This window comes from Streptomyces sp. NPDC044106, from assembly GCF_056433985.1.
In genome coordinates this window covers 192,234-216,240 of record NZ_JBWKFZ010000010.1, presented here as the reverse complement: position 1 = coordinate 216,240, position 24,007 = coordinate 192,234, and the positions used below count along the sequence as shown (strand labels likewise).

The following is a 24,007-nucleotide window of genomic DNA, read 5'->3' as shown; positions in this document are numbered from 1 at the left end:
GTGCAGGCTACGGCTTCTGGAAACCCGCGTCGCGCAGGAGCTTCTGCGCCTGAGGCGTGCTGAGCCACTTGACGAACGCGGCGGCGGCGTCACCGTTCTTCGAGCCCTTGAGGGTGGCGGCCGGGTAGGAGGCGACGGCGTTCTGCGCGTCGGGGATCTCGACGGCGTCGACCTTGTCGGTCGCGGTGGCGGCGTCCGTACGGTAGACGATGCCGGCGTCGGCCTCACCGAGCTCCACCTTGCTGAGCACGGAGCGGACGTTGGCCTCCTTGGAGACCGGCTTCACCTTGACGCCCTGCTTGTCCAGGACCTGCTTGCTGTAGCGGCCGACGGGCACGGTGTCGTCGGCGAGGACGACCTTCAGCTTGCTGTCGCCCAGATCCTTCAGCCCCTTCACCTTGTCCGGGTTGCCCTCGCGGGTGGCGATGACGAGGCGGTTCTTGGCGATGACGGTAGGGGCGCCGGTCTCGCCCGTGAGCCCCTCCATGGTCTTGGTGTCGGCGGTGACGAGGACGTCGGCGGGCGCCCCCTGCTTGACCTGCGCGGCGAGCTCCTGCGAACCGGCCGCGGAGACCGTGATGTCCGTGCCCGGGTGCGCCTTCTCGTACGCCTTCTCGGCGGCGGCGAAGACATCGGTGAGCGACGAGGCGGCAAGAACGGTGAGCTTCACGTCCTTGCCCCCGCCCTTCTTCTCGCTCCCGCTGTCGTCATCGCTCCCACAGGCGGCGAGCGGAACGAGCAGCGCGGCGGTCACGACGGCGGCGGCGGTACGGCGGACGGCGCGGGCGGGGAACTTCGGGGACATGGCAGAGCTCCTGGCGAAATGGTGAGCGACGAACGGAGAAGGCGGAAGGGACCCGCAACGAACCGAGCCCCTGCTCAGAGCCTGTGTCATATCCCCGGCCGGGTGGTCGCCGCCTGGCACGCACGCTCGCCGCGTTGCCGAAAAGCCCTAGTAGCTCCTCCCCCAGGCCTGAACGGCCCGGGGGGACCCCCACCGAGGACTTCCCGGCGCCTTGCGATCGCACGCACCAGACGACGCCCACTGATCCGACCGGGAATATGACACAGGCTCTCAGGCCCGATCGATGTGCACGTTGGTGGACTTCACCCGGGCGGTGGCCTGCATCCCGACCTCGAGGCCGAGCTCCTCCACCGCCTCCCTGGTCAGCAGCGAGACCAGCCGGTGCGGACCCGCCTGAATCTCCACCTGGGCGGCCACATCACCGAGCTTCACGGCGGTGACGATGCCGGGAAAGGCGTTACGAGCGGTGGTGTACGAGACGTCCTCCTCCCCCGCACCACCGCTCTGCGCGACCTCGACGGAGAACGCGGCGAGATCCCGCCCGTCGATGAGCCGCCGCCCGCCTTCATCCCGGTGCGTGGCGACGCGACCGGCATCCGCCCAACGGCGAGCGGTATCGGGACTGACCCCGAGCAGACGAGCGGCCTGCCCAATTGTGTAGGACTGCATGTGCGACAAGATAGGCGCGATCAGCTCGCATTTGTAAAAGTTGAGGGAGATCTACGGCGCAGATGCGACCCACCCCGTACGAACCTCCAACGCCGCCTCGTCCCCGGACAGCACCGCGGGACTACTCACGCGCGATCACGCGCACCCGGAGTCATGTCCGGCCACTTACCGACGTTGCTGCGCGACGGCGTCCGTGTACGTCTCGCGCGTCAGGTCCTCGGCTCCAATGCCCAGGTCCGTCAAGACGCTGCGGACGTCGTCCAAGGCCGCGGTCACCTCATCCTCACCGACGAGAGTCTCGATCTCCAGGAACGTCCCGTCGATCTCAGGGACCCGCACGAGAGTGGCCAGCATCTGCCGGCCGCGCGCCTCGAAGTCGTAGTTCCGGCACCGCTTCTCGAACGCGATGGCCTCGACGTACCCAAGGCCGCGCAGGATGGCGTGCGCTGCCGCCGCGTCACTGACACCCGTCTCATGCTCGGGCTTCGACCCGGACGCTGCGTCGACCGCGGCCGCCTTGAAGGTCAGAACAGTACGACTGCTGTCCTCGCTGTGGACCGTGCGGACACGCAGCTCCTCGTCGGCCTTTGCGAGGGCGCCGTCCGGCCGCTCGTAGTACGTGTCCTGGTACACCTCATTGCGCGCCCGCACACGCTCGTCGAGCTGTGCCATGACTCGCTCCGGATCCCGTACCCGCGCCTTCAACTCGGCCTCGATCACGTGTCGCTCCCCTTTCAGACCGTGCGCTGCGCCCCTGCCACGATCGCCTCGAACATGCGCCGGAAGCCGCGGAAGAGAGGACCGTGCGGCGTCGCCATCACCTTGTACGTGGCCGACTCGTGCCCTTCCCAGCCCGCGTCGAACGCCCCCAGGAAGAGGGTGTCGTCGGCGCGGATGAGGCGCCATGTGGGCAACATCCTGTACCGGAACACGGCCACATCGCACCCCTCGGCCTGGAGCTCCCGCAGCCGGGCCTCCGTCAGCCGCACGCCGCTGCCCAGAGAGTCAGCGGATTCACCGATCTCGGCCGCACGCTGCTCGAGGGATTCACCGTCAGGGTCGAGAAGCGCCACCCGGACGCGTAGCCCCTTGCCGCCCAGCTCCCGTGGCAGGCAAGCCGTGCGCAGAAGGCTGTCGTTCAGGCCGATCAAGCCGAGGCCTCGCACGGCGAGGATGTCCAGTTCCTCGGCGCGGCGAGCGTTCTCCTGGATCTCCTCGGCAGCCGAAGCCTGCGCCTCATACACGCGCACCACTTCGGGGAACGCGGCCAGGTCGAACGCGGCACCGCCTCGGGTCCGTTCCCGGCTGGCTGCGAGCCCGAGCAGGTGGCGCGCATCGTCGGGCATGAGAAGTCCTTCGGCGATGCGCTCGTACACGCTCAGGCGGGTAACTTCCCGACGGCCGTTGATGATTTCGTTGACACGAGCTTGTGTCATGCCGGTGGCTGCGGCGATACGGGCTTGGCTGGCCCCGGAGTACTGCTGTACGTGCCGGAAGACGGCGCCCATATCTCTGGCACGAAGGGCCTCGCGGACGTCTGCCCGCTCCCACGCCCAGTCAGGTAGGTCGAACGGCCCCATCGCAGTCGACATCGCGGCCCCCGGTATCCAGAACGGGATGGGAAGCCATCCCACCGTGAGATTACCGCCAGGGGATCGCTTCGGCACCGTCCGTCACTGGACGCTGGAGAGATCGATAGCGCCCCGGCAACCGCGTGAACGGCCCCGGGGCTGGCCGACTGCGAAGGAGTCGACATGGCCGACAGTACGGGCCGATCTCTGAGAGTGGGAGGCGTATTCCCGCAGTCGGTGAGCGCCGCTTTCGACTGGCTCGCGCGCGCCCAGCAAGAACCGCAGCAAGCCCACCGGGAGTGGCAGGAGCGGGGCATCGCCCTGCTGCCGCTCGGCGGAAGGTTCAACTCCGTGTGTCTGCCCGCGCAGATCGTGCACGCGGGCGCGGGCACCGACGACCTCGACGTGGTGGCCCGGACGCTGGCCGAGCTGCTCTGCGGCCCGGTCATCCACAACGCCCCGCAGAACACGTACTACGCACTGGTCGACAAAGGCCCTGTGGTCTCGTGGCGGTACCCCGACGAAGCCCCGATGCTGGGCACCGGGCACTTCCTCAGCGTGCCCGCCTCCGACCTGCGCGGCCCGACCGGCCTGCACTGGGTGGTGCGGCCCCGCATCGTCGGCGCCCTGTGCCCGGTCCCCTCCGTCGCCGCGCTCGTCCACATCGCCCTCGGAGCGCGCGCCAGGGGGAACCGGTGACCCTCATGGAGAAACCCGAGCTGGTGCGGCACGAGCAGGAGCTGTACGAGGTCCTCCTCATGCACACCGTCGAGTGCGCCTCCTGCCGGGCCGAGGAGGACTGCACGGAAGCGACACGGATCCGGCGAGCGCTACGGGCTACCCGCCTCGTCCTCCGGCACGCCGACGAGCAGACCGCGGCCCACGATGGGTGAGGGCACGCGGTTCTGCTGGACCTGCGACGAACCGATCCTCACCGGGCAAGCGGTGGTGACCGGCGTGAAGGTGTCGATCTCCGCCGGAGGTGCGACCTTCGTCAGACACCAGAACTGCCTACGGCCCGCGGGCTACCCGCAGCGACACCCGTCGCCCTCCCCGTCCCGGGAGACGCCGTGACCGCTCCATGACCGCCCCTGTGCGGGCGGTGCCACTACCCGATCCGGGACGGCGAGACCCACGAGACCCGGGCGTATGGGCCCGAGCCCCGGATCGTCCATGCCCCGGCATGCCCGGCGATCACCGTCGTGCCGTGCCCGCCGTGCCTGCGGCAGCTGGTCCGGGACGAGGTGGACGAGTCGCACGAGTGCAGCCTGTCGACCATCGTGACTGTCGACCAAGCGCGGCTCATCGTGGGCCCCGAGCAGGACTGCCCCTGCCCCTGCCAGACACCGGCAGTCGAGAGCGAGGCCCTGCGGGCGGCGAGAGCGGCCGCGCGCAGCGGCGCACCCGAAGGCTTCCGCCCGCCCCGTGCCCCGTAGCTCTGGGGGTGGGCGGGAGATGCGGCCTCGGCCGGACGCCGATCCGGCCGAGGCCGCTCCACGTCTTGATCGTTGGCCCTTCGGGCGAGCAGCGGGCGAGCTAGTGATCTCGCAAGCTCCACCCGAACGGACACCACCCGGAGGTTTGCGCCGTTGACGCAGGTGGAATCGTTCCTGCGCCATGGCGCTGTGGTGGGGCGGGTGGGACTCGAACCCACGGCCGACGGATTATGAGTCCGCTGCTCTAACCGGCTGAGCTACCGCCCCTAACGGCGCGTCGCGCACATTTGTGCGCGCCGTCTGCCGCAGCATAGCCGCTCATACGATCTCCTGCTTCGGATGGTCGGCATAGCTCGACCATGAGGACCGCGGGGCCGCCCGCATGGTTCCACCAGGCGCGAAAAAGACCCCTGAGACAGATCTCAGGGGCCCTTCCGTACAGCTCTCCCGACTGGACTCGAACCAGTAACCTGCCGGTTAACAGCCGGCTGCTCTGCCAATTGAGCTACAGGAGACCGAGCTCCCCCGACTGGACTCGAACCAGTAACCTGCCGGTTAACAGCCGGCTGCTCTGCCAATTGAGCTACAGGGGATCGTCTCGTTGCATCGAACTCAGCTACCTGGGAACTCTCCGGGCGGCGGGCGCTCGCTGCGACACATACATTAGCGCAAGCAGGGGGGTGCTCCGCCAATCGGTACCCCTCGGCCGATCAGCAGGCGAGTGACGGACGAGCGACAGACGTGCGACAGACGTGCGAAGCCGACGCCAGGGAAGACGTTAGGGAAGGGTGGCAGCCATGCGGTACCGGCTCACATTCGTGGCGGGACTGGCCCTCGGGTACGTACTCGGGACCCGGGCCGGACGCGAGCGCTACGAGCAGTTGAAGAAGTCCGCCCGTGAGATCTCGCAGAACCCGGCCGTGCGCAACACTGTCGAGTCCGCGACGCAGCAGGGGCGGGACGTGGCGGGCAAGGCCTTCCACACGGTGTCCGAGAAGGTCGGCGACAAGGTGCCCGACTCGGTGGCCGAGCGGGTCCGCTCCCTGCGCGAGCAGCGCGGACCGGGCGGCGCCGAGGACGACTGGGGCACCAGCAACACCTAGGGCATACCCCGGCGCCGCCCCAGGGGCACGCGGGGCGGCGCCGGGTCGTGCCGGATCACGTAGAGCGAACACAGGTACGGGTAGCGCCCGCGGTGCGGCAGAATTCCCGCATGGGGATAGTCGCAGGGTTGGACAGTTCGCCCGAATTCACGCGCATCGTGGTCTGTGACGCGGACACGGGCGCCGTACTCAAGCAGGGTTACGCCCCGCATCCGCTGGAGAGCGGCGAGGGCGGCTCCCGGCCGTCCGACGTCGATCCGCAGGCGTGGCTGCTCTCCCTCGGCGAGGCGGCGGGCAGCGGACTGCTCGAAGGCGTGCAGGCCATCGGTGTCTCCGCCCAGCAGAACGCACTCGTACCGCTCGACCAGCACGGCAACACCGTGCGGCCCGCGCTCGTCGGCAACGACCGGCGGGCGCAGGTGGCCGCCGTCGACCTGATCGACGGCCTCGGCGGCCGGGAGGCCTGGGCCCAGGCCGTGGGATGCGTACCGCAGGCCGGGCAGCCGGTGACGAAGCTGCGCTGGCTGGCGAAGACGGAGCCGGAGGCCGCGAGGCGCGTCGCCGCCCTCATGCAGGCCCCGGACTGGCTGGTCTGGCAGTTGCTCGGGCGGCCCGCCCGGCGTACGACCGACCGCGGCGGCGCCTCGGGCACCGGCTACTGGTCGGCGGCCGGCGGGGCGTACCGCCCGGACCTCGTCGAACTCGCCCTGGGCCACCAGGCGATGCTGCCCGAGGTGATCGGCCCCGCGGAGGCCGCTGGCACGACACCGGAGGGGCTGCTGATATCGGCCGGTACGGGCGAGACGATGGCGGCGGCCTTCGGGCTCGGCGTCCAGCAGGGCGACGCGGTCGTGTCGCTCGGAGCCTCCGGTTCCGTGATGGCCGTGCACCACGAGGCGCTGACCGACGCCCGCGGGATCATCACCTCGCTCGCGGACGCCACCGGAATGCACCTGCCGGTGGTCCATACGATGAACGCCGTGCGGGTGCTGCGCGGCACGGCCGAGATGCTCGGGGTCGCGGACCTCCAGGAGCTGTCCGCGCTCGCCATGAAGTCGACGCCTGGCTCGCACGGGCTCGTACTCCTGCCGTACCTGGAGGGCGAGAAGACGCCGAACCTGCCGCACGCGGCGGGCACGCTGACCGGGCTGCGGCGCGAGTCGATGAAGCCCGAGCACCTGGCGCGGGCCGCCTTCGAGGGCATGCTGTGCGGGCTCGGGGACGCGCTCGACGTACTGCGGGGGCGGGGCGTGGAGGTCCGGCGGGTGTTCCTGCTGGGCGCCGCCGCCGAGCTGCCCGCCGTACAGGCCGCTGCGCCGATGCTGCTCGGTACGCAGGTCGTGGTCCCGCAGCCCGCGGATTACGCGGCGATCGGCGCGGCACGGCAGGCCGCCTGGGCGCTCACCGGGCAGTTGCCGTTCTGGCAGGGGGCCACGGCGCAGGTCTTCGAGCCGGGCGAGGAGCTCGCGGTGGGGCAGGCGGTGCGGCAGCAGTACGTGACCGTGCGGGAGCAGGCCCATCCGGGGGCGTTCGTGTAGGCCCCGGCCCGGTCGCGTATCCCCACCCGGCCGGCCCCTACGGGTACCTCAGGGTCCTTGAGTCGGCCCAGTTCTTTACTCGGGCTGAAATTTGACCCGGTCATGGGTTAATCAGTTGCACGCCCCTGGGTCGGGTGTCGCAGGATTGGGGGCGACCTCGCCCCAATGTGCCGACACCCGACTCCTCGAGAGACCGAGCGTGCTCATAAGACTCCTGCGGACATACCTGCGTCCGTACCAGAAACCCATCGCCCTGCTGGTGCTCCTGCAGTTCCTGCAGACCTGCGCCGCGCTCTACCTGCCCAGCCTGAACGCCGACATCATCGACAACGGTGTCGTCGAGGGCGACACGGGCTACATCCTCTCCTTCGGCGGCATCATGATCGCCGTCACCGTCGTGCAGATGGTCTGCAACATCGGCGCCGTCTTCTTCGGCGCGCGGACCGCCGCCGCCGTCGGCCGTGACGTCCGGGCCGCCGTCTTCGACCGGGTGCAGTCGTTCTCCGCGCGCGAGTTGGGGCAGTTCGGGGCCCCGTCGCTGATCACGCGGACCACCAACGACGTCCAGCAGGTGCAGATGCTGGTCCTGATGTCGTTCACGCTGATGGTGACGGCTCCCATCATGTGTGTCGGGGGCATCGTGATGGCGCTCGGCCTGGACGTGCCGCTCTCCGGCGTGCTGGTGGCCGTCGTGCCCGTGCTCGGCCTCAGCGTGAGCCTCATCGTGCGGCGGCTGCGGCCCCTGTACCGCACGATGCAGGAGCGGCTCGACACGGTGAACCGGGTGCTGCGCGAGCAGATCACCGGCAACCGCGTCATCCGCGCCTTCGTCCGTGACGACTACGAGAAGGAGCGCTTCCGCAAGGCCAACGCCGATCTGACCGACGTCTCGCTCGGCACCGGCAAGCTGCTCGCGCTGATGTTCCCGATCGTCATGACCGTCGTGAACATCTCCTCGATCGCGGTGGTCTGGTTCGGCGCGCACCGCATCGACAGCGGCGGCATGCAGATCGGCGCGCTCACCGCGTTCCTCGCCTATCTGATGCAGATCGTGATGTCCGTGATGATGGCCACCTTCATGTTCATGATGGTGCCGCGCGCGGAGGTCTGTGCCGAGCGCATCGAGGAGGTCCTGGACACCGCGAGCAGCGTGGTGCCCCCGGCGTCCCCGGTGCGCGAGCTGCGCAGCCACGGCCACCTGGAGATCCGGGACGCCGGCTTCCGCTATCCCGGCGCCGAGGAGCCCGTCCTCAAGGCCGTCCACCTGGTCGCCCGGCCCGGCGAGACGACCGCCGTGATCGGGTCGACCGGCAGCGGCAAGTCGACGCTGCTCAGCCTCGTACCGCGACTGATCGACGCCACCGAGGGCGAGGTCCTGGTCGGCGGCGTGGACGTCGGGACCGTCGATCCCGCCCTGCTCGCGAAGACCGTGAGCCTGGTCCCGCAGAAGCCGTACCTGTTCGCGGGCACCGTGGCGACCAACCTGCGCTACGGCAACCCTCACGCCACCGACGACGAGCTCTGGCACGCGCTGGAGGTCGCCCAGGCCAAGGAGTTCGTCGAGGGCCTGGAGGAGGGCCTGGACGCGCCCATCTCGCAGGGCGGCACGAACGTCTCCGGCGGCCAGCGCCAGCGCCTCTCCATCGCCCGCACCCTCGTGCAGCGCCCGGAGATCTACCTCTTCGACGACTCGTTCTCCGCGCTCGACTACGCCACCGACGCGGCGCTGCGGGCCGCGCTCGGCCGCGAGACCGCCGAGTCGACCGTCGTCATCGTCGCCCAGCGGGTGTCCACCATCCGGGACGCCGACCGCATCGTGGTCCTCGACGAGGGCCGGGTCGTGGGCACGGGCCGCCATCACGAGCTGATGGAGAGCAATGAGACCTACCGGGAGATCGTGCTCTCCCAGCTGACGGAAGCGGAGGCCGCGTAATGCCCCCTGGCATGGGTGGACCGATGATGGGTCCCGAATCCCGCTCCATGGACTTCAAGAACTCCGGGAAGCGGCTGCTCGGGCAGTTCAGGCCCGAGCGCGCCACGATGTGGGCGATGCTCGTCGCCGCCGTCCTGAGCGTCGCGCTCTCCGTGCTCGGCCCGAAGATCCTGGGCCGCGCGACCGACCTGCTCTTCGCGGGCATCGTCGGGCGTGACATGCCGCAGGGGTCGACGAAGGAGCAGGTCCTCGACGGCCTGCGCGCCAAGGGCGAGGGCGGCATGGCCGACATGCTCTCCGGCGTCGACTTCACGCCCGGCGAGGGCATCGACTTCGGCGCGGTGGGCGAGGTCCTGCTGCTCGCGCTCGGCACGTTCGTGATCGCAGGGCTGCTGATGGCGGTGGCGACGCGGCTCTCGAACCGAGCCATCAACCGGACCGTCTTCCGGATGCGCGGCGACGTGCAGACGAAGCTGTCGCGGCTCCCGCTGTCGTACTTCGACAAGCGGCAGCGCGGCGAGGTGCTGAGCCGCGCCACGAACGACCTGGACAACATCAACCAGACGCTGCAGCAGACGATGGGCCAGCTCATCAACTCACTGCTGACGATCATCGGCGTCCTGGTGATGATGTTCTGGGTGTCCCCGCTGCTCGCCCTGGTCGCGCTGGTCACGGTGCCGCTGTCGTTCTTCGTCGCGACGAAGGTCGGCAAGCGGTCGCAGCCACAGTTCGTGCAGCAGTGGAAGACCACCGGCAAGCTGAACGCCCATGTCGAGGAGATGTACACCGGGCACACCCTGGTGAAGGTGTTCGGCCGGCAGGAGGAGTCGGCGAAGGCGTTCGCCGAGCAGAACGAGCAGCTGTACGAGGCGGGGTTCAAGGCGCAGTTCAACAGCGGTGTCATGCAGCCGCTGATGTTCTTCATATCGAACCTGAACTATGTGCTGGTCGCCGTGGTGGGCGGCCTGCGCGTGGCCTCCGGATCGCTCTCCATCGGTGACGTGCAGGCCTTCATCCAGTACTCGCGGCAGTTCTCGATGCCCCTGACACAGGTCGCCTCGATGGCCAACCTCGTGCAGTCGGGCGTCGCGTCGGCCGAGCGGGTCTTCGAGATCCTCGACGCCGAGGAGCAGGAGGCCGACCCGGTGCCGGGCGTGCGCCCCGACCGGCTGCGCGGGCGGGTCGAGATGGAGCACGTGTCCTTCCGCTACGAGGCGGACAAGCCGCTCATCGAGGACCTGTCCCTCGTGGTGGAGCCGGGCCACACGGTCGCCATCGTCGGGCCGACAGGCGCGGGCAAGACGACGCTGGTCAACCTGTTGATGCGGTTCTACGAGGTCACCGGCGGGCGCATCACCCTGGACGGGGTCGACGTCGCCGGGATGTCGCGGGACGAGTTGCGGGCCGCCATCGGCATGGTGCTCCAGGACACCTGGCTGTTCGGCGGCACCATCGCGGAGAACATCGCGTACGGCGCGTCGAAGGACGTCACGCGCGAGGAGGTCGAGGAGGCGGCGCGCGCCGCCCACGCGGACCGCTTCGTGCGTACGCTCCCCGACGGGTACGACACCGTGATCGACGACGAGGGCACGGGCGTGAGCGCGGGCGAGAAGCAGCTCATCACCATCGCGCGGGCGTTCCTCTCCGACCCGGTGATCCTGGTGCTCGACGAGGCGACGAGCTCCGTCGACACCCGGACCGAGGTGCTCATCCAGAAGGCGATGGCGCGCCTGGCGCACGGGCGGACGTCCTTCGTGATCGCGCACCGGCTCTCCACGATCCGGGACGCGGACACGATTCTGGTGATGGAGAACGGTTCCATCGTGGAGCAGGGCGACCATGACACGCTGCTGGCCGCCGAGGGGGCGTACGCGCGCTTGTACGCCGCCCAGTTCGCCCAGGCAGTGGCCGAGGTCGACTAGGGCCCGTCCCCCAGGTCAGTCCAGGTAGCCCCGCAGCTGGTCCGCGAACGCGTGGTCACGGAGTTTGTTGAGGGTCTTGGACTCGATCTGGCGGATGCGTTCGCGGGTCACGCCGAAGATCCGGCCGATCTCCTCCAGGGTGCGCGGCCTGCCGTCGGCGAGGCCGTAGCGCAGCTGGACGACCTTGCGCTCGCGCTCGCCGAGCGTGGAGAGCACGGCCTCCAGGTGCTCGCGGAGCAGCAGGAACGCCGCCGATTCCACGGGACTCGTCGCGTCGCCGTCCTCGATGAGGTCGCCGAGCGCGACGTCGTCCTCCTCGCCGACGGGGGCGTGCAGCGAGACGGGCTCCTGCGCCAGGCGCAGCACCTCGCTGACGCGCTCGGGCAGGAGGTCCAGCTGGGCGGCGACCTCCTCGGGCGTGGGTTCGTACCCGCGCTCCTGGAGCATGCGGCGCTGGACGCGTACGACACGGTTGATGAGCTCCACGACGTGCACGGGCACGCGGATCGTGCGGGCCTGGTCCGCGAGGGCGCGGGACATGGCCTGGCGGATCCACCAGGTCGCGTACGTCGAGAACTTGTAGCCGCGGGCGTAGTCGAACTTCTCAACGGCCCGGATCAGCCCGAGGTTCCCCTCCTGGACCAGGTCGAGCATGGTGAGGCCGCGGCCGACGTAGCGCTTGGCGACGGAGACGACCAGGCGGAGGTTGGCCTCGATGAGGCGGCGCTTGGCGATCCGGCCCATGACGACCAGTTTGTCGAGGTCCAGGGCGAGTTGGGAGTCCAGGTCGGTGGCGTTGCCCAGCTTCTCCTCGGCGAAGAGGCCTGCCTCGACGGCGCGGGCCAGCTCCACCTCCTCCGCCGCGGTGAGCAGCGGGATCCGCCCGATCTCGCGGAGGTACTGGCGGAACAGGTCGGACGAGGGGCCGCCGGCGTCGGCGCGGCTGCGGGGGGCGGGAAGGTCTAGGGTCTCCGGTTCCAGCGCCTCCGCGGCCTCGGGCGCGTCCTGCTCGTCCGGCGCCACCTGCGCCACGTGCGCTTCGGGAACGTCCGGCGTCTCCGGTGCGCTCTGTGTCTCCGGGTGATGGCTCGCCCGGCTCTGCGACGGGACCGACTCCAGGACGGCCGCGTCCGCTTCCGCTTCCGCATCGGCGCGCGCGGCGGTGTCGGTCTGGGTGAGGGTCTGGGTCTGCACGGGGGCGACCTCCAGGGTGATCGCAGCTGAGGCGTGCGGCAACGGGAGAGGGACGACGGCCTCGCCGCTGTCCGTCCCGGACACGATGTGTGGAACCGCGGGGGTGTCGGACCCACTGTCTGCGGGTCGGCCGCGCTCCGAGGACTCAGGCACCGGAACCCAGTGTGGGGCACGACACACGGCCGCCACGAGGGGCGTGCGGTGACTTTCTGAGTCCGTTCCGTGACCGCGTGGTTACCCGCCGGGTAACCCCTGGGCCCGGGTCGAACCCCGGAGAACCTCAGGGGCTGTTTTCGGGGACTGTCGGGGACTGCCTCCGGGACTGCCCTCAGAGGGCGTCCGCGCCCCGTTCGCGCAGCGCCTGCCCGTACTGCTGAAGGACCCACAACTCGTTCTGCACGGCGCTCAGATGCTGCGGATCGCCGCCCGCGCCGAGCCGGGCGAGGCTGCCCTGGACGTCGCGGATGCGGCGGTCGACGGCGCGCAGGCGGACCTGCACGAGCTGGATGCCCGCGTACACCTCGTCGACGGTCTTGCGCAGGATCGCCTCGACGGCGAGCTCGGTGACCATCGAGCGGACCGCGTCGTCGGGCGCGGCGTCACGGACGCGGACGAGGTACTCCTGGGGGTCCTGCGCGCCGTACTCCGCGCCGCCCGCCTCCTCGATGGCGCGGCGCACCGCCGCGTAGGGCGGGGCGGTGAACTCGTCGAGGCCGTACGCGTCGAAGGCCGGGGAGACCAGGTGGGGGTATTGCAGGGCGAGCTTGATCAGCTCGCGCTCGGTGCGGTGCGCGGGGCTGCGGAGGTTGAGTGCGGGGCCGCTGAAGCCCTGCGGGGCGGCCTCGTACGTCTGCGAGGAGCGCTGGGCGGCCGGCGCCGGGCCCCGGCCGCCGCGGTCGCGGGCCCAGCGGGCCAGCTGAGCGACGCGCTTGACGACGAACTGCGTGTCGAGGATGCCGAGCATGCCGGCGAGCTGGACGGCGACCTCGTGCTGCGCACCGCTGTTCTTGATGCGGGCCACCACCGGGGCGGCCTCGTCCAGGGCGGCGGCGCGGCCCGCGGGGGTCTCCAGGTCGTAGCGCGAGACGATCTGGCGGAGCGCGAACTCGAAGAGCGGCGTACGGGGTTCGACCAGGTCGGCGACTGCCGTGTCGCCCTTGGCGAGGCGCAGGTCGCAGGGGTCCATGCCGTCGGGGGCGATGGCGATGTAGGTCTCGGCGGCGAACTTCTGGTCGTCCTCGAAGGCGCGCAGGGCGGCCTTCTGGCCCGCCGCGTCACCGTCGAAGGTGAAGATCACCCGGGCCGAGCCGTTGTCCATCAGGAGGCGGCGGAGGATCTTGATGTGGTCGCTGCCGAAGGCCGTGCCGCAGGTCGCGATGGCGGTGGTGATGCCCGCGAGGTGGCAGGCCATCACGTCCGTGTACCCCTCGACGACGACGGCGCGGCTGGCCTTGGCGATCTCCTTCTTGGCGAGGTCGATGCCGTACAGGACCTGGGACTTCTTGTAGATCGCCGTCTCCGGCGTGTTCAGGTACTTCGGGCCGTTGTCGTCGTCGCGGAGCTTGCGGGCGCCGAAGCCGACCACGTCGCCGCCGATGTCGCGGATGGGCCACATCAGGCGGCCGCGGAAGCGGTCGATGGGACCGCGGCGGCCCTCCTGGGAGATGCCGGAGAGGGTCAGCTCCTTGTCGGTGAAGCCCTTGCCGCGCAGATAGCGGGTGAGGTGGTCCCAGCCCGCGGGGCTGTAGCCCACGCCGAAGTGCGCGGCCGCGGCCTGGTCGAAGCCGCGCTCGGCGAGGAACTTGCGGCCGATCTCGGCCTCGGGGCTCTCCAGCTGGTCCACGTAGAACTGCGCGGCGATCTTGTGAGCCTCGACGAGGCGGATGCGCTCACCGCGCTGGTGCGCGGGGTTGTACCCGCCCTCTTCGTAGCGCAGCGTGATGCCCGCCTGGGCGGCGAGGCGCTCGACCGTCTCCGAGAAGGTGAGGTGGTCGATCTTCATCACGAAGGCGATCGTGTCGCCGCCTTCCTGGCAGCCGAAGCAGTGGAAGAGACCCTTGCTCGGGCTGACCTGGAAGGACGGGGACTTCTCGTCGTGGAAGGGGCACAGGCCCTTGAGGTTTCCGCCCCCCGCGTTGCGCAGCTGGAGGTAGTCGGAGACCACGGCGTCGATCGGGACCGCGTCCCGAACCGCCTTCACGTCTTCGTCATTGATCCTGCCTGCCACGTAGGAATACTACGGGGCGCCTGTGACACTCCCGCCCTGCCGGTCACGCGAGGAGCGACGCCAGCGGGACCGACGGGTCCGCGAGAGCGTCCGGGTCGGGACGCACACCCCGCAGAATCAGCTGCTGGATCGGCTCAGTGACGTCCCACACATTGACGTTCATCCCCGCGAGGACCCGCCCGTCGGACAGCCAGAAGGCGATGAACTCGCGCTTGGCCGTGTCACCGCGGACCACCACCTGGTCGTACGTCCCCGGGGGCGCCCAGCCCGAGTACTCCAGGCCCACGTCGTACTGGTCCGAGAAGAAGTAGGGCACCCGGTCGTAACGGACGTCCTGGCCCAGCATGGCGCGGGCCGCCGCGGGTCCGCCGTTGAGGGCGTTGGCCCAGTGCTCCACGCGGAGGCTGGTGTCGAACAGCGGGTGGCGCAGGGCGGCCACGTCGCCCGCCGCGTGGATGTCGGGGTCCGAGGTGCGCAGGGACGCGTCGACGGCGATGCCGCCGCCGTCCGCGCGGTCGACCAGGTCGAGGCCCGCCGACTCGGCGAGCGCCGTGCGGGGGGCCGCGCCGATCGCCGCGAGGACGTCGTGCGCCGGGTGCTCCTCGCCGTCGTCGGTGCGGGCGGCGAGAACCATGCCGTCCTGGCCGGTGATCTCGGTGAGCCGCGCGCCGAAGTGGAAGCGCACGCCGTGCTCGGCGTGCAGGTCGGCGAACATCTGGCCGATCTCGGGGCCGAGGACGGCGTGCAGCGGCGTCGGCTCCGGCTCGACGACGGTGACCTCCGCGCCGTACTCCCGGGCGGCCGCCGCGATCTCCAGGCCGATCCAGCCCGCGCCCGCGATCACCAGGTGCCCGTTGTCCCTGCCGAGGGAGGCGAGGACGTGGCGCAGCCGGTCGGCGTGCGCAAGGCGGCGCAGGTGGTGGACGCCCGCGAGGTCGGTGCCCGGCACATCGAGACGGCGCGGCTCGGCGCCGGTGACCAGCAGGAGCTTGTCGTAGCGGATGACGGCGCCGTCGCCCAGGCGCACGGCCTTGGCGGCGCGGTCGATGGCGACGACGGTCTGCCCCAGGTGCAGTTCGACGTCGGCCTGCGCGTACCACGCGGGTTCGTGGACGAAGACGCTGTCGCGCTCCTCCTTGCCCAGCAGGTAGCCCTTGGACAGCGGCGGGCGCTCGTAGGGATGGTCACGTTCGTCACCGATGAGGATCACCCGGCCGGTGAACCCTTCGGAACGGAGTGTCTCGGCCGCCTTGGCGCCGGCCAGACCTCCTCCGACAATGACGAACGTCTGATCCGCGTCGACCACTTGATGCCTCCTCGCCGGGGTACCGGGGATGTCCCCCGGAAGAACACAGAATTGCCGATCGGCCTTGCCGCCACAGGGAGCGTCCCGCACGGAGCGTGATGGGGGAAGGGGGCGTGGCTCCAACTGGCCACATTCCGTCACACCCTGTGGTCACTTCATGGTCATTTACTGTCGTTTCACTGAGGTCTCGCCGTCATTCGCGTGTGCAGGGCGCGGGCCGCCGCGTCGGTGAGCGACGCGATCTGGTCGATCACGACGCGCCGGGCGGCGCGGTCGTCGGCCGCCGCGTCGTACAGGGCGCGGAACTGCGGGTCGAGCCCGTCGGGGGCGCGGACGGTGAGCGCCTCGGCGAGCTCGGCGACGACGATGCGCTGGTCCGCGCGGAGCCGCTCCTGGGCGGGGCGCTGCATCACATAGCGGTCGGCGACGGCCTTGAGCACCGCGCATTCGTGCCGCGCCGCGCGGGGGACGACGAGCTCGGCCGCGTACCGCGTGAGGAGCCCCGGGCCGTACCGCGCGCGGGTGGCGCTCTCCGCGGCCAGACAGAAGCGGCCGATGAGCTGGCTCGTGGCGTCCTTCAACCGGGCCTGGGCGACGGCCGATCCGTCGTACCCGTGCGGCCACCACTCCTGCTCCAGTAGGCGGTCCAGCGCCTGGTCGAGCTCTTCGGGGTCGGTGTCATCGGCTACGTAGCGGCCGATCGCCACGGCGTGGATGTCCTGCCGCTCAGGCTCGGCGTGCAGCGCGTTCGGATCGATGTGTCCCGCGTGCAGGCCGTCCTCGAAGTCGTGCACCGAGTACGCGACGTCGTCGGACCAGTCCATGATCTGCGCCTCGAAGCAGGTGCGCTGCCCCGGCGCCTCCTCGCGGACCCAGTCGAAGACCGGCCGGTCGTCCTCATAGACACCGAACTTGGCGGAGTGCGGGTCGGCGGGGTGGGCGCCGCGCGGCCACGGGTACTTGGTGGCGGCGTCCAGGGCGGCACGGGTGAGGTTGAGGCCGACGCTGACGAGGTCGCCGGTGGCGGCGGAGCGGGTGAAGCGCTTCGGCTCGATGCGGGTGAGGAGGCGGAGCGACTGGGCGTTGCCCTCGAAGCCGCCGCAGTCGGCCGCCACTTCGTTCAGCGCCTGTTCGCCGTTGTGCCCGAACGGCGGGTGGCCCAGGTCGTGGGAGAGGCAGGCCGTCTCCACCAGGTCGGGGTCGCAGCCCAGGGCGGCGCCCAGCTCGCGGCCGACCTGGGCGCACTCCAGGGAGTGCGTCAGACGGGTGCGGGCGCTGGCGTCCCAGGCCTGGCTGCGGGTGCCGGGAGTGACGACCTGGGTCTTGCCCGCGAGGCGGCGCAGCGCCGCGGAGTGCACGACGCGCGCGCGGTCGCGCTGGAAAGCCGTGCGCCCCGGCCTCTTGTCGGGCTCGGCGGCCCACCGCTCGGCGGCCGCCTCGTCGTAGGCGCTGTAGGCGGTGCGGTCCTCGGGTCGCGCGTTCGGTGCTGTGCCTTCCATGCACCGACAGTAGACGCAAGCAGTGACAAACAGGGATCTGGCCCCGCGGATTCGGCCTGCTTCAGACGCTGCTGAGGCGGCGCCGCCGGGCCGGTGCCGGGGCGGTGCGTGCCTGGTCGTAGCGGTGCAGGACGAGCCGGGCGAGCGCCGGGTGGGGGCCGAGGGGCGCCGCGGCGAGCCAGGGGGTGGCGGCCGCGCTCTGGCCGGCGAAGCGGCCCGGCGCGGTGAAGTAGGCGGCGACGGCGGTGCGCGTCCGCCCCTGCGCCGCCAGGGATTCGAGCGCCTGCGGCACGGTGCGGGGGCAGGCTGCGGTGGGCGCGGCGTAGGCGGGGACGACGGGGACGCCCAGGCGTTCGGCGAGCAGCGCGGCGGCGGTCTCGGTGTCGGCGGCCGACTCGGGGTCGCGGGAGCCCGCGGCGGCGAGGACGACCGCGTGCCGTCGGCGCGCGCCCGTGCGTGTGTGCCGCGCGGGCCAGCCCGCCTCGACGAGCCGGGCGTGCAGCGCCTCGGCGAGCAACGGGTGCGGGCCGAGCGGGGCGGCGACGCGGGTGTCGAGGCCGGGGACGCCGGCGGCGGCCGCGGGTATGTCGCGCTTGACGTGCTGGCCGCGGCCGAGGAGCAGCGGTACGAGGACGGCGGTGCGGTCCTCGGGCACGGCTAGCCGGTCGAGTTCGAGTTCGAGTTCGAGTTCGGCGAGGGTGCCGGTGAGCAGCGGCTCGTTCAGCTCGATGTGGCCGAGGCGGACGGCGAGGCCGGGCCGTTGCTCGCGGACCCGCTCGGCGAGGGCCGTGACGGTGGCGAGGGCGCGCGGGTCGCGGCTGCCGTGGGCGACCAGGACGAGGGTGGGGTGGGGGTCGGGGCGAGAGGTGGGGGCGGGGCGGTGTCGGCCGTCGGGTGAGACGAGGGTGAGCTGGGTGCCGAGCTGGCTGGTGATGCGGTCCATGAGCTGCGCCGTACTGTCGAGGTGAGTGCTGCCGGACTCTTGGCGAAGAGGGTGCGACGGCGTCATGGACCGAGGATGACCGGGCCGTGTTGCCGTGGCGTTGCGCGGCGGTGACGGCTGTTTTCCCGGCGCTCACGGCGGGGGGCGGGGTGGTGTCAGGGCTCTCCCCGAGTCGGGGTCGGGGGTTGTTCTCCGGGGTGTTTCGGGGGCACGGGTCGCTGATGTTGCCGGCGGTTCCGCTTACGGTTGTGGCAGTGATCGGATCGGGGGGATCCGGCGGGTACGGGGTTCGGGGGCGGTTCACAGGTGGCACGACGTGGGGAACGTTCGGGGTGGGCGCGGCGGTTGCGGCTGCGGCTGCCGACTCCGCGTGCGGGGTTGTCCGCGGTGCGGAGACCGTCCTGGCTGCGGTTGCCGCGCACGCGGAAGGAACAGCGACGGACCGTGCAGGCGGCGATGGCGCTGTGCGTGCTGGCACTGCTGCCCGCGACGTGGCTGTTCGTGACGACGGACGACAAGGTGGGCACGGTCGCGGGCGCGCCGCGCACCCGGGTCGCCATGGTCTTCGGCGCCGGCCTGTGGAAGGGCGAGCCGTCGCCCTATCTGGCGCACCGGCTGGACGCGGCCGCCGAGTTGTACCGCAAGGGCCGGATAGAGGTCGTCCTCGTCACCGGGGACAACAGCCGCGAGGACTACGACGAGCCGGACGCGATGCGCACGTACCTGAAGAAGCACGGTGTGCCGGAGCGGCGGATCGTGAGCGACTACGCCGGGTTCGACACATGGGACTCCTGCGTCCGCGCCAAGAAGATATTCGGCGTGGACCGGGCGGTACTGATCAGTCAGGGCTTCCACATACGCAGGGCGGTCGCACTCTGCGACGCGGCGGGCGTCTCGTCGTACGGGGTAGGAGTGGACGCCGTGCACGACGCGACCTGGTACTACGGCGGCGCCCGCGAGGTCCTCGCAGCGACCAAGGCCGCCCTCGACGCGACATTCCACCCCGACCCCCACTTCTTGGGCCCACGGGAACCGGGCGTACAACGAGCACTTGCCGCTCCCCGCTGAGCGAACGGGGGTTCCCCACAGGCCACGCCGGAGGCACCTCACAACGCGAGAAGGGAGCCACTGAGGTCCGCTTACCGTGCGCGTAACGCGCCCGCACCGCGCCACGTAACACGCACGCCGGACGCTGAACGGCATGCACTCCACGGCGACACCGGCGACATCCGCAACACCGGCGCCCCCCTCGGCCACGACAGAGGCAGAGGCGAAGGCAACGGCCACGGCAACGGCAACCCACTGCCCGTACTGCGCCCTGCAGTGCGGCATGGGCCTGACGACGACGCCCGACGGCGACGTCGAGGTCGTGGAGCGTGCCGGGTTCCCCGTCAACAAGGGAGCTCTGTGCGGCAAGGGCCGCACGGCCCCCGCCGTGCTCTCCTCCCGGGTGCGGCTCACGGAGCCGCTCATCCGGTCCCGCGCCACGGGCAGGCTCACTCCGGCCACCTGGGAGGAGGCCTTGGACCGGATCGCGGACGAGCTGGTCCGTACGCGCGCGGAGTACGGAGCGGACGCGTGCGGCGTGTTCGGCGGGGGCGGCCTGACCAACGAGAAGGCGTACGCGCTGGGCAAGTTCGCGAGGGTGGCGCTCGGCACGTCGCAGATCGACTACAACGGACGGTTCTGCATGTCGTCGGCCGCGGCCGCCGGGCAGCGGGCGTTCGGGCTCGACCGGGGGCTGCCGTTCCCGCTGGAGGACATCCCGCGTACCGGGTGCGTGATCCTCGTCGGGTCGAACCTCGCCGAGACGATGCCGCCCGCCCTGCGGTACCTCACGGAGCTACGGGCGAACGGCGGCAAGCTGATCGTCGTGGACCCCCGCCGTACCCGGACCGCCGAGCAGGCCGACCTGCACCTGGCGCCCCGGCCCGGCACGGACCTCGCCCTGGCACTCGGCCTGCTGCACCTGGTCGTCGCGGAGGGCCGCACGGACGAGACGTACATCGAGGAGCGGACGAACGGATGGGAGGAGGCGCGGGCGGCGGCGATGGCGCACTGGCCCGAGCACGTCGAGCGGATCACCGGCGTGGCCGTTCCCCAACTGCGCGACGCCGTAAGCCTCTTCTGCGACGCTGACAACGCGATGGTGCTCACCGCACGTGGGCCCGAGCAACAGTCCAAGGGTACGGACACGGTCGGGGCGTGGATCAACCTGTGTCTCGCGACGGGGCGCGCCGGGCGGCCGTTCTCCGGGTACGGCTGCCTGACGGGCCAGGGCAACGGTCAGGGTGGGCGTGAACACGGCCAGAAGGCGGACCAGTTGCCCGGTTACCGCAAGCTGACCGATCCGGCGGCGCGGTCGCATGTCGCGGGGGTGTGGGGTGTGGATCCGGACTCGTTGCCGGGTCCGGGCAGGTCGGCGTACGAGCTGCTCGACGCGTTGGGCGAGGATATCAAGGCCCTGCTTCTGATGGGTTCCAACCCGGTCGTCTCCGCGCCGCGCGCCGCGCACGTGGAGGGACGGCTGCGCTCGCTCGGCTTCCTCGCGGTGGCGGACGTGGTGCTGTCCGAGACGGCTCAGCTGGCGGATGTCGTGCTGCCGGTGACGCAGTGGGCGGAGGAGACGGGGACGGTGACGAATCTGGAGGGGCGAGTGCTGCTGCGGCGCAGGGCCGTCTCCGCGCCGGCCGGGGTGCGCAGTGACCTGGACGTGCTGCACGGGCTCGCGGCGCGGCTCGGACACGGAAAGGGGTTCCCGGCCGAACCGGAGGAGGTCTTCGAGGAGTTGCGCCGGGCGAGCGCGGGCGGGCCCGCGGACTACTCGGGGATCAGTTACGAGCGGCTGAGGGAGGACGACGGGAAGGGGGTGTTCTGGCCGTGCCCGGCGGACGCGGGGACCACCGGGGAAGGGGCTGGCGTTGTGCGCGACGGCGGGGTGGTCGGCGAGGGGATCCGCGCGCCGCATTGCGGGACGCCGCGGTTGTTCCTCGACCGGTTCGCCACCGAGGACGGGCGTGCCCGGTTCGTGCCGGTGGTGCACCGGGCCGCAGCTGAGGAGCCGGACGCGGAGTATCCCGTACTGCTGACCACGGGGCGGGTGCTGGCGCAGTACCAGTCGGGGGCTCAGACGCGGCGCGTGGAGGAGCTCAACTCGGCTGCTCCGGGGCCCTTCGTGGAGTTGCATCCCCGGCTGGCCGCGCGCCTGGGGGTCGGGCAGGACGATCCGGTCGCCGTCGTCTCGCGGCGCGGGCGCGCGGTGGCTCCGGCGCGGGTGACGTCGGCGATCCGCGCCGACACGGTCTTCATGCCGTTCCACTGGCCGGGGGAGGGACGGGCCAACACCCTGACGCATCCGGCCCTCGACCCCGTGTCGGGGATGCCGGAGTTCAAGGTGTGCGCGGTGCGGCTGGAGCGCGTGGAACGGCCGTAGGTGAAGGACTGGAGGTCGAAGGGCTGGAGGTCGAAGGGGAGGTGATGCGGGGCCGGGACGGGGTGCGAGTGCCCCGGGCCCGCCGTCAGGCGAAGGTGCCGGGGATCAGCAGAGGCGGCCCGTGTACCAGGCGCCGTCCACACCCGACGCCGAGCCGATCCAGGTCACGCCAGGGCCGACGCATCGCTCGCTGTTGGGACCCCAGTCGTCGATCTCGATCACGATGTGCGAGCCGTCGCTGGTGCAGTGGTTGTAGTAGGCGTCGCTTGCGGTCTCGAAGAACCCGCAGGGGTCCTTGACGGCCGTCGGCTCGGCGGAGGCCGAGGACGCCAGGGAGATGCCGAGACCGATGGTCAGGGCGCCGATGAGGGCCGGCAGGGTACGGCGAACTCGCATGAGGCGACTCCTTCTGGGATGGGTGCTCACGCACCGCCTCGCACACCGGGAGGTGCGCACGGAGAGCTTCGCGGCACGCACTGTCCGTGGTCGCGTGAACTCGCTCGCACGAGTGGTTCAGATCATCACATCGAGTGCGTAGCCGTTTGAGCTGCGCATTCACGCTTGTGGGGCGGGAGTTGGGCCGTGGGGCGGGCGTGTTGGCGCGGTGGAGGGGAGGAGGCGAGAGGCGGGAGGGGGAGGTGAGAGGTAAGAGGTCGGGGTCACCGGGTTTTGAGGCGGTGCGTGGTCCAGTCGCCTCCGCCGATCACCGATCCCGAGGCCCGCAGCCCGGCTGCCGGCCGCGGGGCCGCGACGTACACCCAGGCGCGTACGGCCGTCCCGTCCGCTCGGGTCACGTCGCGCGCGATCCGTTCGTACAGGCTGCGGGGGTCGCCCGGGACGTACTCCTCAAGGATGTCCAGGGCGGCGAGGAGCCGGTCGTAGGCGGCGGGCAGGGCCGTCACCAGCTCTCCGCGGACCGGGCCCTCGCCGGGGGCCTCGACGGCGTACGGGTAGCCGGGGCCGTCGTAGAGGACGGCGTCCGGCAGGTGGGCCGGTTCCTCCGAGGCGGTCCGGCCGCGCAGGTACGCGGCGTGGTTCGGCCCTCCGGGGCGGAGGGTGCCGTAGACGAAGAACGGGAGGCGGGGCGCGCCGCGTTCGTTCCGGACCGTCACTCGGCGGTCTCCCGCTCCACCCACTCCAGGTAGGCGGCGCTCCCCCGGGCCACCGGTGTCGCGATGATCTCCGGGGTGTCGTAGTCGTGGGCCTCGGTGAGCCAGGACTCCAGGGCGGCGTAGCGCGCGGTCGCCGTTTTGAACAGCACCTGCCACTCCTGGGCGGACTCCAGCTCGCCCTCCCACCGGTACACGGACGTGACGGGTCCGGCGATCTGCGCACAGGCCGCGACCCGCGCGCGGACCGCGCCGCCCGCGAGGTCCCGCGCCTTGACCTCGGTGTCCGTCGTGGTCAGTACGGTCAGCACCCGCACCTTCGGTTCGTCGTCCATACGCCGATTGTGCACAGCGGTGCCACCAGGGGCGCCCAGGGGGCGCCCAGGGGCGAGTGCACAGGCCGAAGGTCCTGAGCATCGGGCTTTCGCCGCTCTTAGGCGTATTCGTTACACAACCTCCCGTTCTCCGTGATGGACGGTTCCTACCTTCGAGAGCGGTGGCCGGCACTCCGCCGAAGCCCCGGAGCAGCGCTCCGGGTCGGCCATCACCAGCTCAACTCCCCCCACGTGACGGTCAGCCATCCCATGAACACGTACCTCCGCCGCCCGCTCCTCCACGCCGCCGCCCTCGCGGTCCTCGCCCTCACCGGGGGCACGGGGTGCGCCGGCACGAACGGTCTCGGTCACGGCGAGAGCGCGCCGTCCGTCTCCGTGCAGCCCCGCCCCGAGGCGGTCTGGCCCGCCTGGTCGGGCAAGTTCTCGCGGGCGCCGGGCGCGGAGGCCGCCACGCACCAGCCGTCGCCGCGGCCGTTGCGGGGGCTGCCGAAGGTCGGTTCCGGCGGGCTGGCCTCGATGGACGCGCGCGCGATCCTGCGCGCCGACCAGCGCACGAAGCCGCTGGCCGACCGGGGCATGATCGACCGGCCGGGGCGGGCCGGCCTGCGGCCGCCGGAATTCGTCGACCTCACCGGCGACGGGAAGCCCGAGATGCTGATGGCCGCCGACACGGACAGCGGGCGGTCCGTTCTGGCCGTCTACTCCGAGCGCGACGGCAAGGTCTACCCGATCCTGCTCACCTCCGGCAGGAACCTGCGCGTGGAGACGATCGGCCCCGACCTGCTCCTTCGTACTCCGTGCGCGGAGGGCGGCGAGCAGGCGGTGCGCTTCCACTGGGACGGCGCGCGGATGTCCGCCGTCAGTGACATCAAGAACTACAAGGAGTCCGAGAAGCCCGGACAGCGGTCCGAGAAGCCCGGACAGCAGCCCGAGCGGAACGGGCCTTGATGCCGCGCGCCATGCCCCGCGCCGTGCCCCGCGCCG

Annotated in this window: 21 protein-coding genes and 3 tRNA genes; 9 read left to right on the top strand and 15 right to left on the bottom strand. The window is 71.1% G+C overall.

Annotated elements, in window-relative coordinates; genetic code table 11:
• Positions 1-7 precede the first annotated feature (7 nt).
• The 4 genes from modA to AC07DI_RS20005 all read right to left on the bottom strand — a co-directional run bounded on the left by modA (position 8) and on the right by AC07DI_RS20005 (position 3,066).
• Entirely contained in the window at positions 8-805 is a 798-nt protein-coding gene (gene modA, locus AC07DI_RS20020) for a molybdate ABC transporter substrate-binding protein (protein ID WP_478905432.1), read from the bottom strand.
• A 270-nt stretch (positions 806-1,075) separates the two neighbouring features.
• Positions 1,076-1,474 carry a TOBE domain-containing protein gene (locus AC07DI_RS20015; protein WP_384255330.1) on the bottom strand — a complete coding sequence of 133 codons (399 nt, stop codon included), beginning with the start codon at positions 1,472-1,474 and terminating at the stop codon, positions 1,076-1,078.
• A 165-nt stretch (positions 1,475-1,639) separates the two neighbouring features.
• Positions 1,640-2,194, bottom strand: coding sequence for a class IV adenylate cyclase (gene cyaB / locus AC07DI_RS20010; protein WP_478905431.1), 555 nt, complete (start codon positions 2,192-2,194; stop codon positions 1,640-1,642).
• A gap of 14 nt (positions 2,195-2,208) precedes the next feature.
• Positions 2,209-3,066: a helix-turn-helix domain-containing protein gene (locus AC07DI_RS20005; RefSeq protein ID WP_478905430.1), complete on the bottom strand. Its 858-nt coding sequence runs from the start codon at positions 3,064-3,066 to the stop codon at positions 2,209-2,211.
• A 216-nt stretch (positions 3,067-3,282) separates the two neighbouring features.
• On the opposite strand from AC07DI_RS20005, the gene AC07DI_RS20000 reads away from it, so the two are divergent.
• Both AC07DI_RS20000 and AC07DI_RS19995 read left to right on the top strand, forming a co-directional pair.
• Entirely contained in the window at positions 3,283-3,744 is a 462-nt protein-coding gene (locus AC07DI_RS20000; protein ID WP_478905429.1) for a hypothetical protein, read from the top strand.
• A complete protein-coding gene (locus AC07DI_RS19995) occupies positions 3,741-3,938 on the top strand; it encodes a hypothetical protein (RefSeq protein WP_478905428.1) in 198 nt (65 codons plus the stop codon). The genes AC07DI_RS20000 and AC07DI_RS19995 overlap by 4 nt, the downstream gene beginning before the upstream one ends.
• A gap of 733 nt (positions 3,939-4,671) precedes the next feature.
• Here AC07DI_RS19995 and AC07DI_RS19990 read toward each other — a convergent pair.
• The 3 genes from AC07DI_RS19990 to AC07DI_RS19980 form a co-directional block, all read right to left on the bottom strand.
• Positions 4,672-4,748, bottom strand: a tRNA-Ile gene (locus AC07DI_RS19990).
• Between the two features lie 175 nt (positions 4,749-4,923).
• Positions 4,924-4,996: transfer RNA gene (locus tag AC07DI_RS19985), tRNA-Asn, on the bottom strand.
• A 5-nt stretch (positions 4,997-5,001) separates the two neighbouring features.
• Positions 5,002-5,074 (bottom strand) — tRNA-Asn (locus tag AC07DI_RS19980).
• A gap of 204 nt (positions 5,075-5,278) precedes the next feature.
• Here AC07DI_RS19980 and AC07DI_RS19975 point away from each other — a divergent pair.
• The 4 genes from AC07DI_RS19975 to AC07DI_RS19960 all read left to right on the top strand — a co-directional run bounded on the left by AC07DI_RS19975 (position 5,279) and on the right by AC07DI_RS19960 (position 10,977).
• The gene (locus AC07DI_RS19975) at positions 5,279-5,584 is read left to right on the top strand and encodes a YtxH domain-containing protein (protein ID WP_384255316.1); all 306 of its coding nucleotides are present in this window, start codon (positions 5,279-5,281) and stop codon (positions 5,582-5,584) included.
• 110 nt (positions 5,585-5,694) lie between these two features.
• Positions 5,695-7,122 carry an FGGY family carbohydrate kinase gene (locus tag AC07DI_RS19970; RefSeq protein WP_478905427.1) on the top strand — a complete coding sequence of 476 codons (1,428 nt, stop codon included), beginning with the start codon at positions 5,695-5,697 and terminating at the stop codon, positions 7,120-7,122.
• Between the two features lie 199 nt (positions 7,123-7,321).
• Positions 7,322-9,055, top strand: a complete 1,734-nt coding sequence (locus AC07DI_RS19965) for an ABC transporter ATP-binding protein (RefSeq protein ID WP_478905426.1) — start codon at positions 7,322-7,324, stop codon at positions 9,053-9,055.
• Positions 9,056-9,078: 23 nt separating this feature from the next.
• Positions 9,079-10,977, top strand: coding sequence for an ABC transporter ATP-binding protein (locus AC07DI_RS19960; RefSeq protein WP_478905425.1), 1,899 nt, complete (start codon positions 9,079-9,081; stop codon positions 10,975-10,977).
• 15 nt (positions 10,978-10,992) lie between these two features.
• Here AC07DI_RS19960 and AC07DI_RS19955 read toward each other — a convergent pair whose 3' ends face one another.
• From AC07DI_RS19955 to AC07DI_RS19935, 5 genes are all read right to left on the bottom strand, one after another.
• A complete protein-coding gene (locus AC07DI_RS19955) occupies positions 10,993-12,324 on the bottom strand; it encodes an RNA polymerase sigma factor (protein WP_478905424.1) in 1,332 nt (443 codons plus the stop codon).
• Between the two features lie 175 nt (positions 12,325-12,499).
• A complete protein-coding gene (gene dnaG, locus AC07DI_RS19950; RefSeq protein WP_478905423.1) occupies positions 12,500-14,398 on the bottom strand; it encodes a DNA primase in 1,899 nt (632 codons plus the stop codon).
• A 43-nt stretch (positions 14,399-14,441) separates the two neighbouring features.
• Positions 14,442-15,704, bottom strand: a complete 1,263-nt coding sequence (locus tag AC07DI_RS19945; RefSeq protein ID WP_478905421.1) for an NAD(P)/FAD-dependent oxidoreductase — start codon at positions 15,702-15,704, stop codon at positions 14,442-14,444.
• A 176-nt stretch (positions 15,705-15,880) separates the two neighbouring features.
• Positions 15,881-17,203, bottom strand: a complete 1,323-nt coding sequence (locus AC07DI_RS19940) for a deoxyguanosinetriphosphate triphosphohydrolase (RefSeq protein ID WP_478905420.1) — start codon at positions 17,201-17,203, stop codon at positions 15,881-15,883.
• A 61-nt stretch (positions 17,204-17,264) separates the two neighbouring features.
• On the bottom strand, positions 17,265-18,212 hold the full coding sequence (locus tag AC07DI_RS19935; RefSeq protein ID WP_478905419.1) for a sirohydrochlorin chelatase: 948 nt from the start codon (positions 18,210-18,212) through the stop codon (positions 17,265-17,267).
• Positions 18,213-18,590: 378 nt separating this feature from the next.
• Between AC07DI_RS19935 and AC07DI_RS19930 the strand changes: the two genes are divergently transcribed.
• Positions 18,591-19,214: a SanA/YdcF family protein gene (locus AC07DI_RS19930; protein ID WP_478905418.1), complete on the top strand. Its 624-nt coding sequence runs from the start codon at positions 18,591-18,593 to the stop codon at positions 19,212-19,214.
• Positions 19,215-19,476: 262 nt separating this feature from the next.
• Complete coding sequence (locus AC07DI_RS19925) at positions 19,477-21,579, top strand: molybdopterin oxidoreductase family protein (RefSeq protein WP_478905417.1); 2,103 nt, start codon at positions 19,477-19,479, stop codon at positions 21,577-21,579.
• 105 nt (positions 21,580-21,684) lie between these two features.
• Here the strand turns inward: AC07DI_RS19925 and AC07DI_RS19920 are convergent, their stop codons facing one another.
• The 3 genes from AC07DI_RS19920 to cutA all read right to left on the bottom strand — a co-directional run bounded on the left by AC07DI_RS19920 (position 21,685) and on the right by cutA (position 23,023).
• Entirely contained in the window at positions 21,685-21,975 is a 291-nt protein-coding gene (locus AC07DI_RS19920; RefSeq protein ID WP_384255290.1) for a DUF6355 family natural product biosynthesis protein, read from the bottom strand.
• A 263-nt stretch (positions 21,976-22,238) separates the two neighbouring features.
• Entirely contained in the window at positions 22,239-22,691 is a 453-nt protein-coding gene (locus AC07DI_RS19915) for a gamma-glutamylcyclotransferase family protein (protein WP_478905416.1), read from the bottom strand.
• Entirely contained in the window at positions 22,688-23,023 is a 336-nt protein-coding gene (cutA, locus tag AC07DI_RS19910; protein ID WP_478905415.1) for a divalent-cation tolerance protein CutA, read from the bottom strand. The genes AC07DI_RS19915 and cutA overlap by 4 nt, the downstream gene beginning before the upstream one ends.
• Positions 23,024-23,272: 249 nt before the next feature.
• Here cutA and AC07DI_RS19905 point away from each other — a divergent pair, with 249 nt between their 5' ends.
• On the top strand, positions 23,273-23,971 hold the full coding sequence (locus AC07DI_RS19905; RefSeq protein ID WP_478905414.1) for a hypothetical protein: 699 nt from the start codon (positions 23,273-23,275) through the stop codon (positions 23,969-23,971).
• The last annotated feature ends 36 nt before the right edge of the window (positions 23,972-24,007 follow it).

Bases quoted from the DNA above. Each gene is read 5' to 3' on its own strand.
- modA (WP_478905432.1), bottom strand. From the start codon at position 805: ATGTCCCCGAAGTTCCCCGCCCGCGCCGTCCGCCGTACCGCCGCCGCC.
- AC07DI_RS20015 (WP_384255330.1), bottom strand. From the start codon at position 1,474: ATGCAGTCCTACACAATTGGGCAGGCCGCTCGTCTGCTCGGGGTCAGT.
- AC07DI_RS20005 (WP_478905430.1), bottom strand. From the start codon at position 3,066: ATGTCGACTGCGATGGGGCCGTTCGACCTACCTGACTGGGCGTGGGAG.
- AC07DI_RS19975 (WP_384255316.1), top strand. From the start codon at position 5,279: ATGCGGTACCGGCTCACATTCGTGGCGGGACTGGCCCTCGGGTACGTA.
- AC07DI_RS19970 (WP_478905427.1), top strand. From the start codon at position 5,695: ATGGGGATAGTCGCAGGGTTGGACAGTTCGCCCGAATTCACGCGCATC.
- AC07DI_RS19960 (WP_478905425.1), top strand. From the start codon at position 9,079: ATGATGGGTCCCGAATCCCGCTCCATGGACTTCAAGAACTCCGGGAAG.
- AC07DI_RS19940 (WP_478905420.1), bottom strand. From the start codon at position 17,203: ATGGAAGGCACAGCACCGAACGCGCGACCCGAGGACCGCACCGCCTAC.
- AC07DI_RS19935 (WP_478905419.1), bottom strand. From the start codon at position 18,212: ATGACGCCGTCGCACCCTCTTCGCCAAGAGTCCGGCAGCACTCACCTC.
- AC07DI_RS19925 (WP_478905417.1), top strand. From the start codon at position 19,477: ATGGGCCTGACGACGACGCCCGACGGCGACGTCGAGGTCGTGGAGCGT.
- AC07DI_RS19920 (WP_384255290.1), bottom strand. From the start codon at position 21,975: ATGCGAGTTCGCCGTACCCTGCCGGCCCTCATCGGCGCCCTGACCATC.
- cutA (WP_478905415.1), bottom strand. From the start codon at position 23,023: ATGGACGACGAACCGAAGGTGCGGGTGCTGACCGTACTGACCACGACG.
- AC07DI_RS19905 (WP_478905414.1), top strand. From the start codon at position 23,273: ATGAACACGTACCTCCGCCGCCCGCTCCTCCACGCCGCCGCCCTCGCG.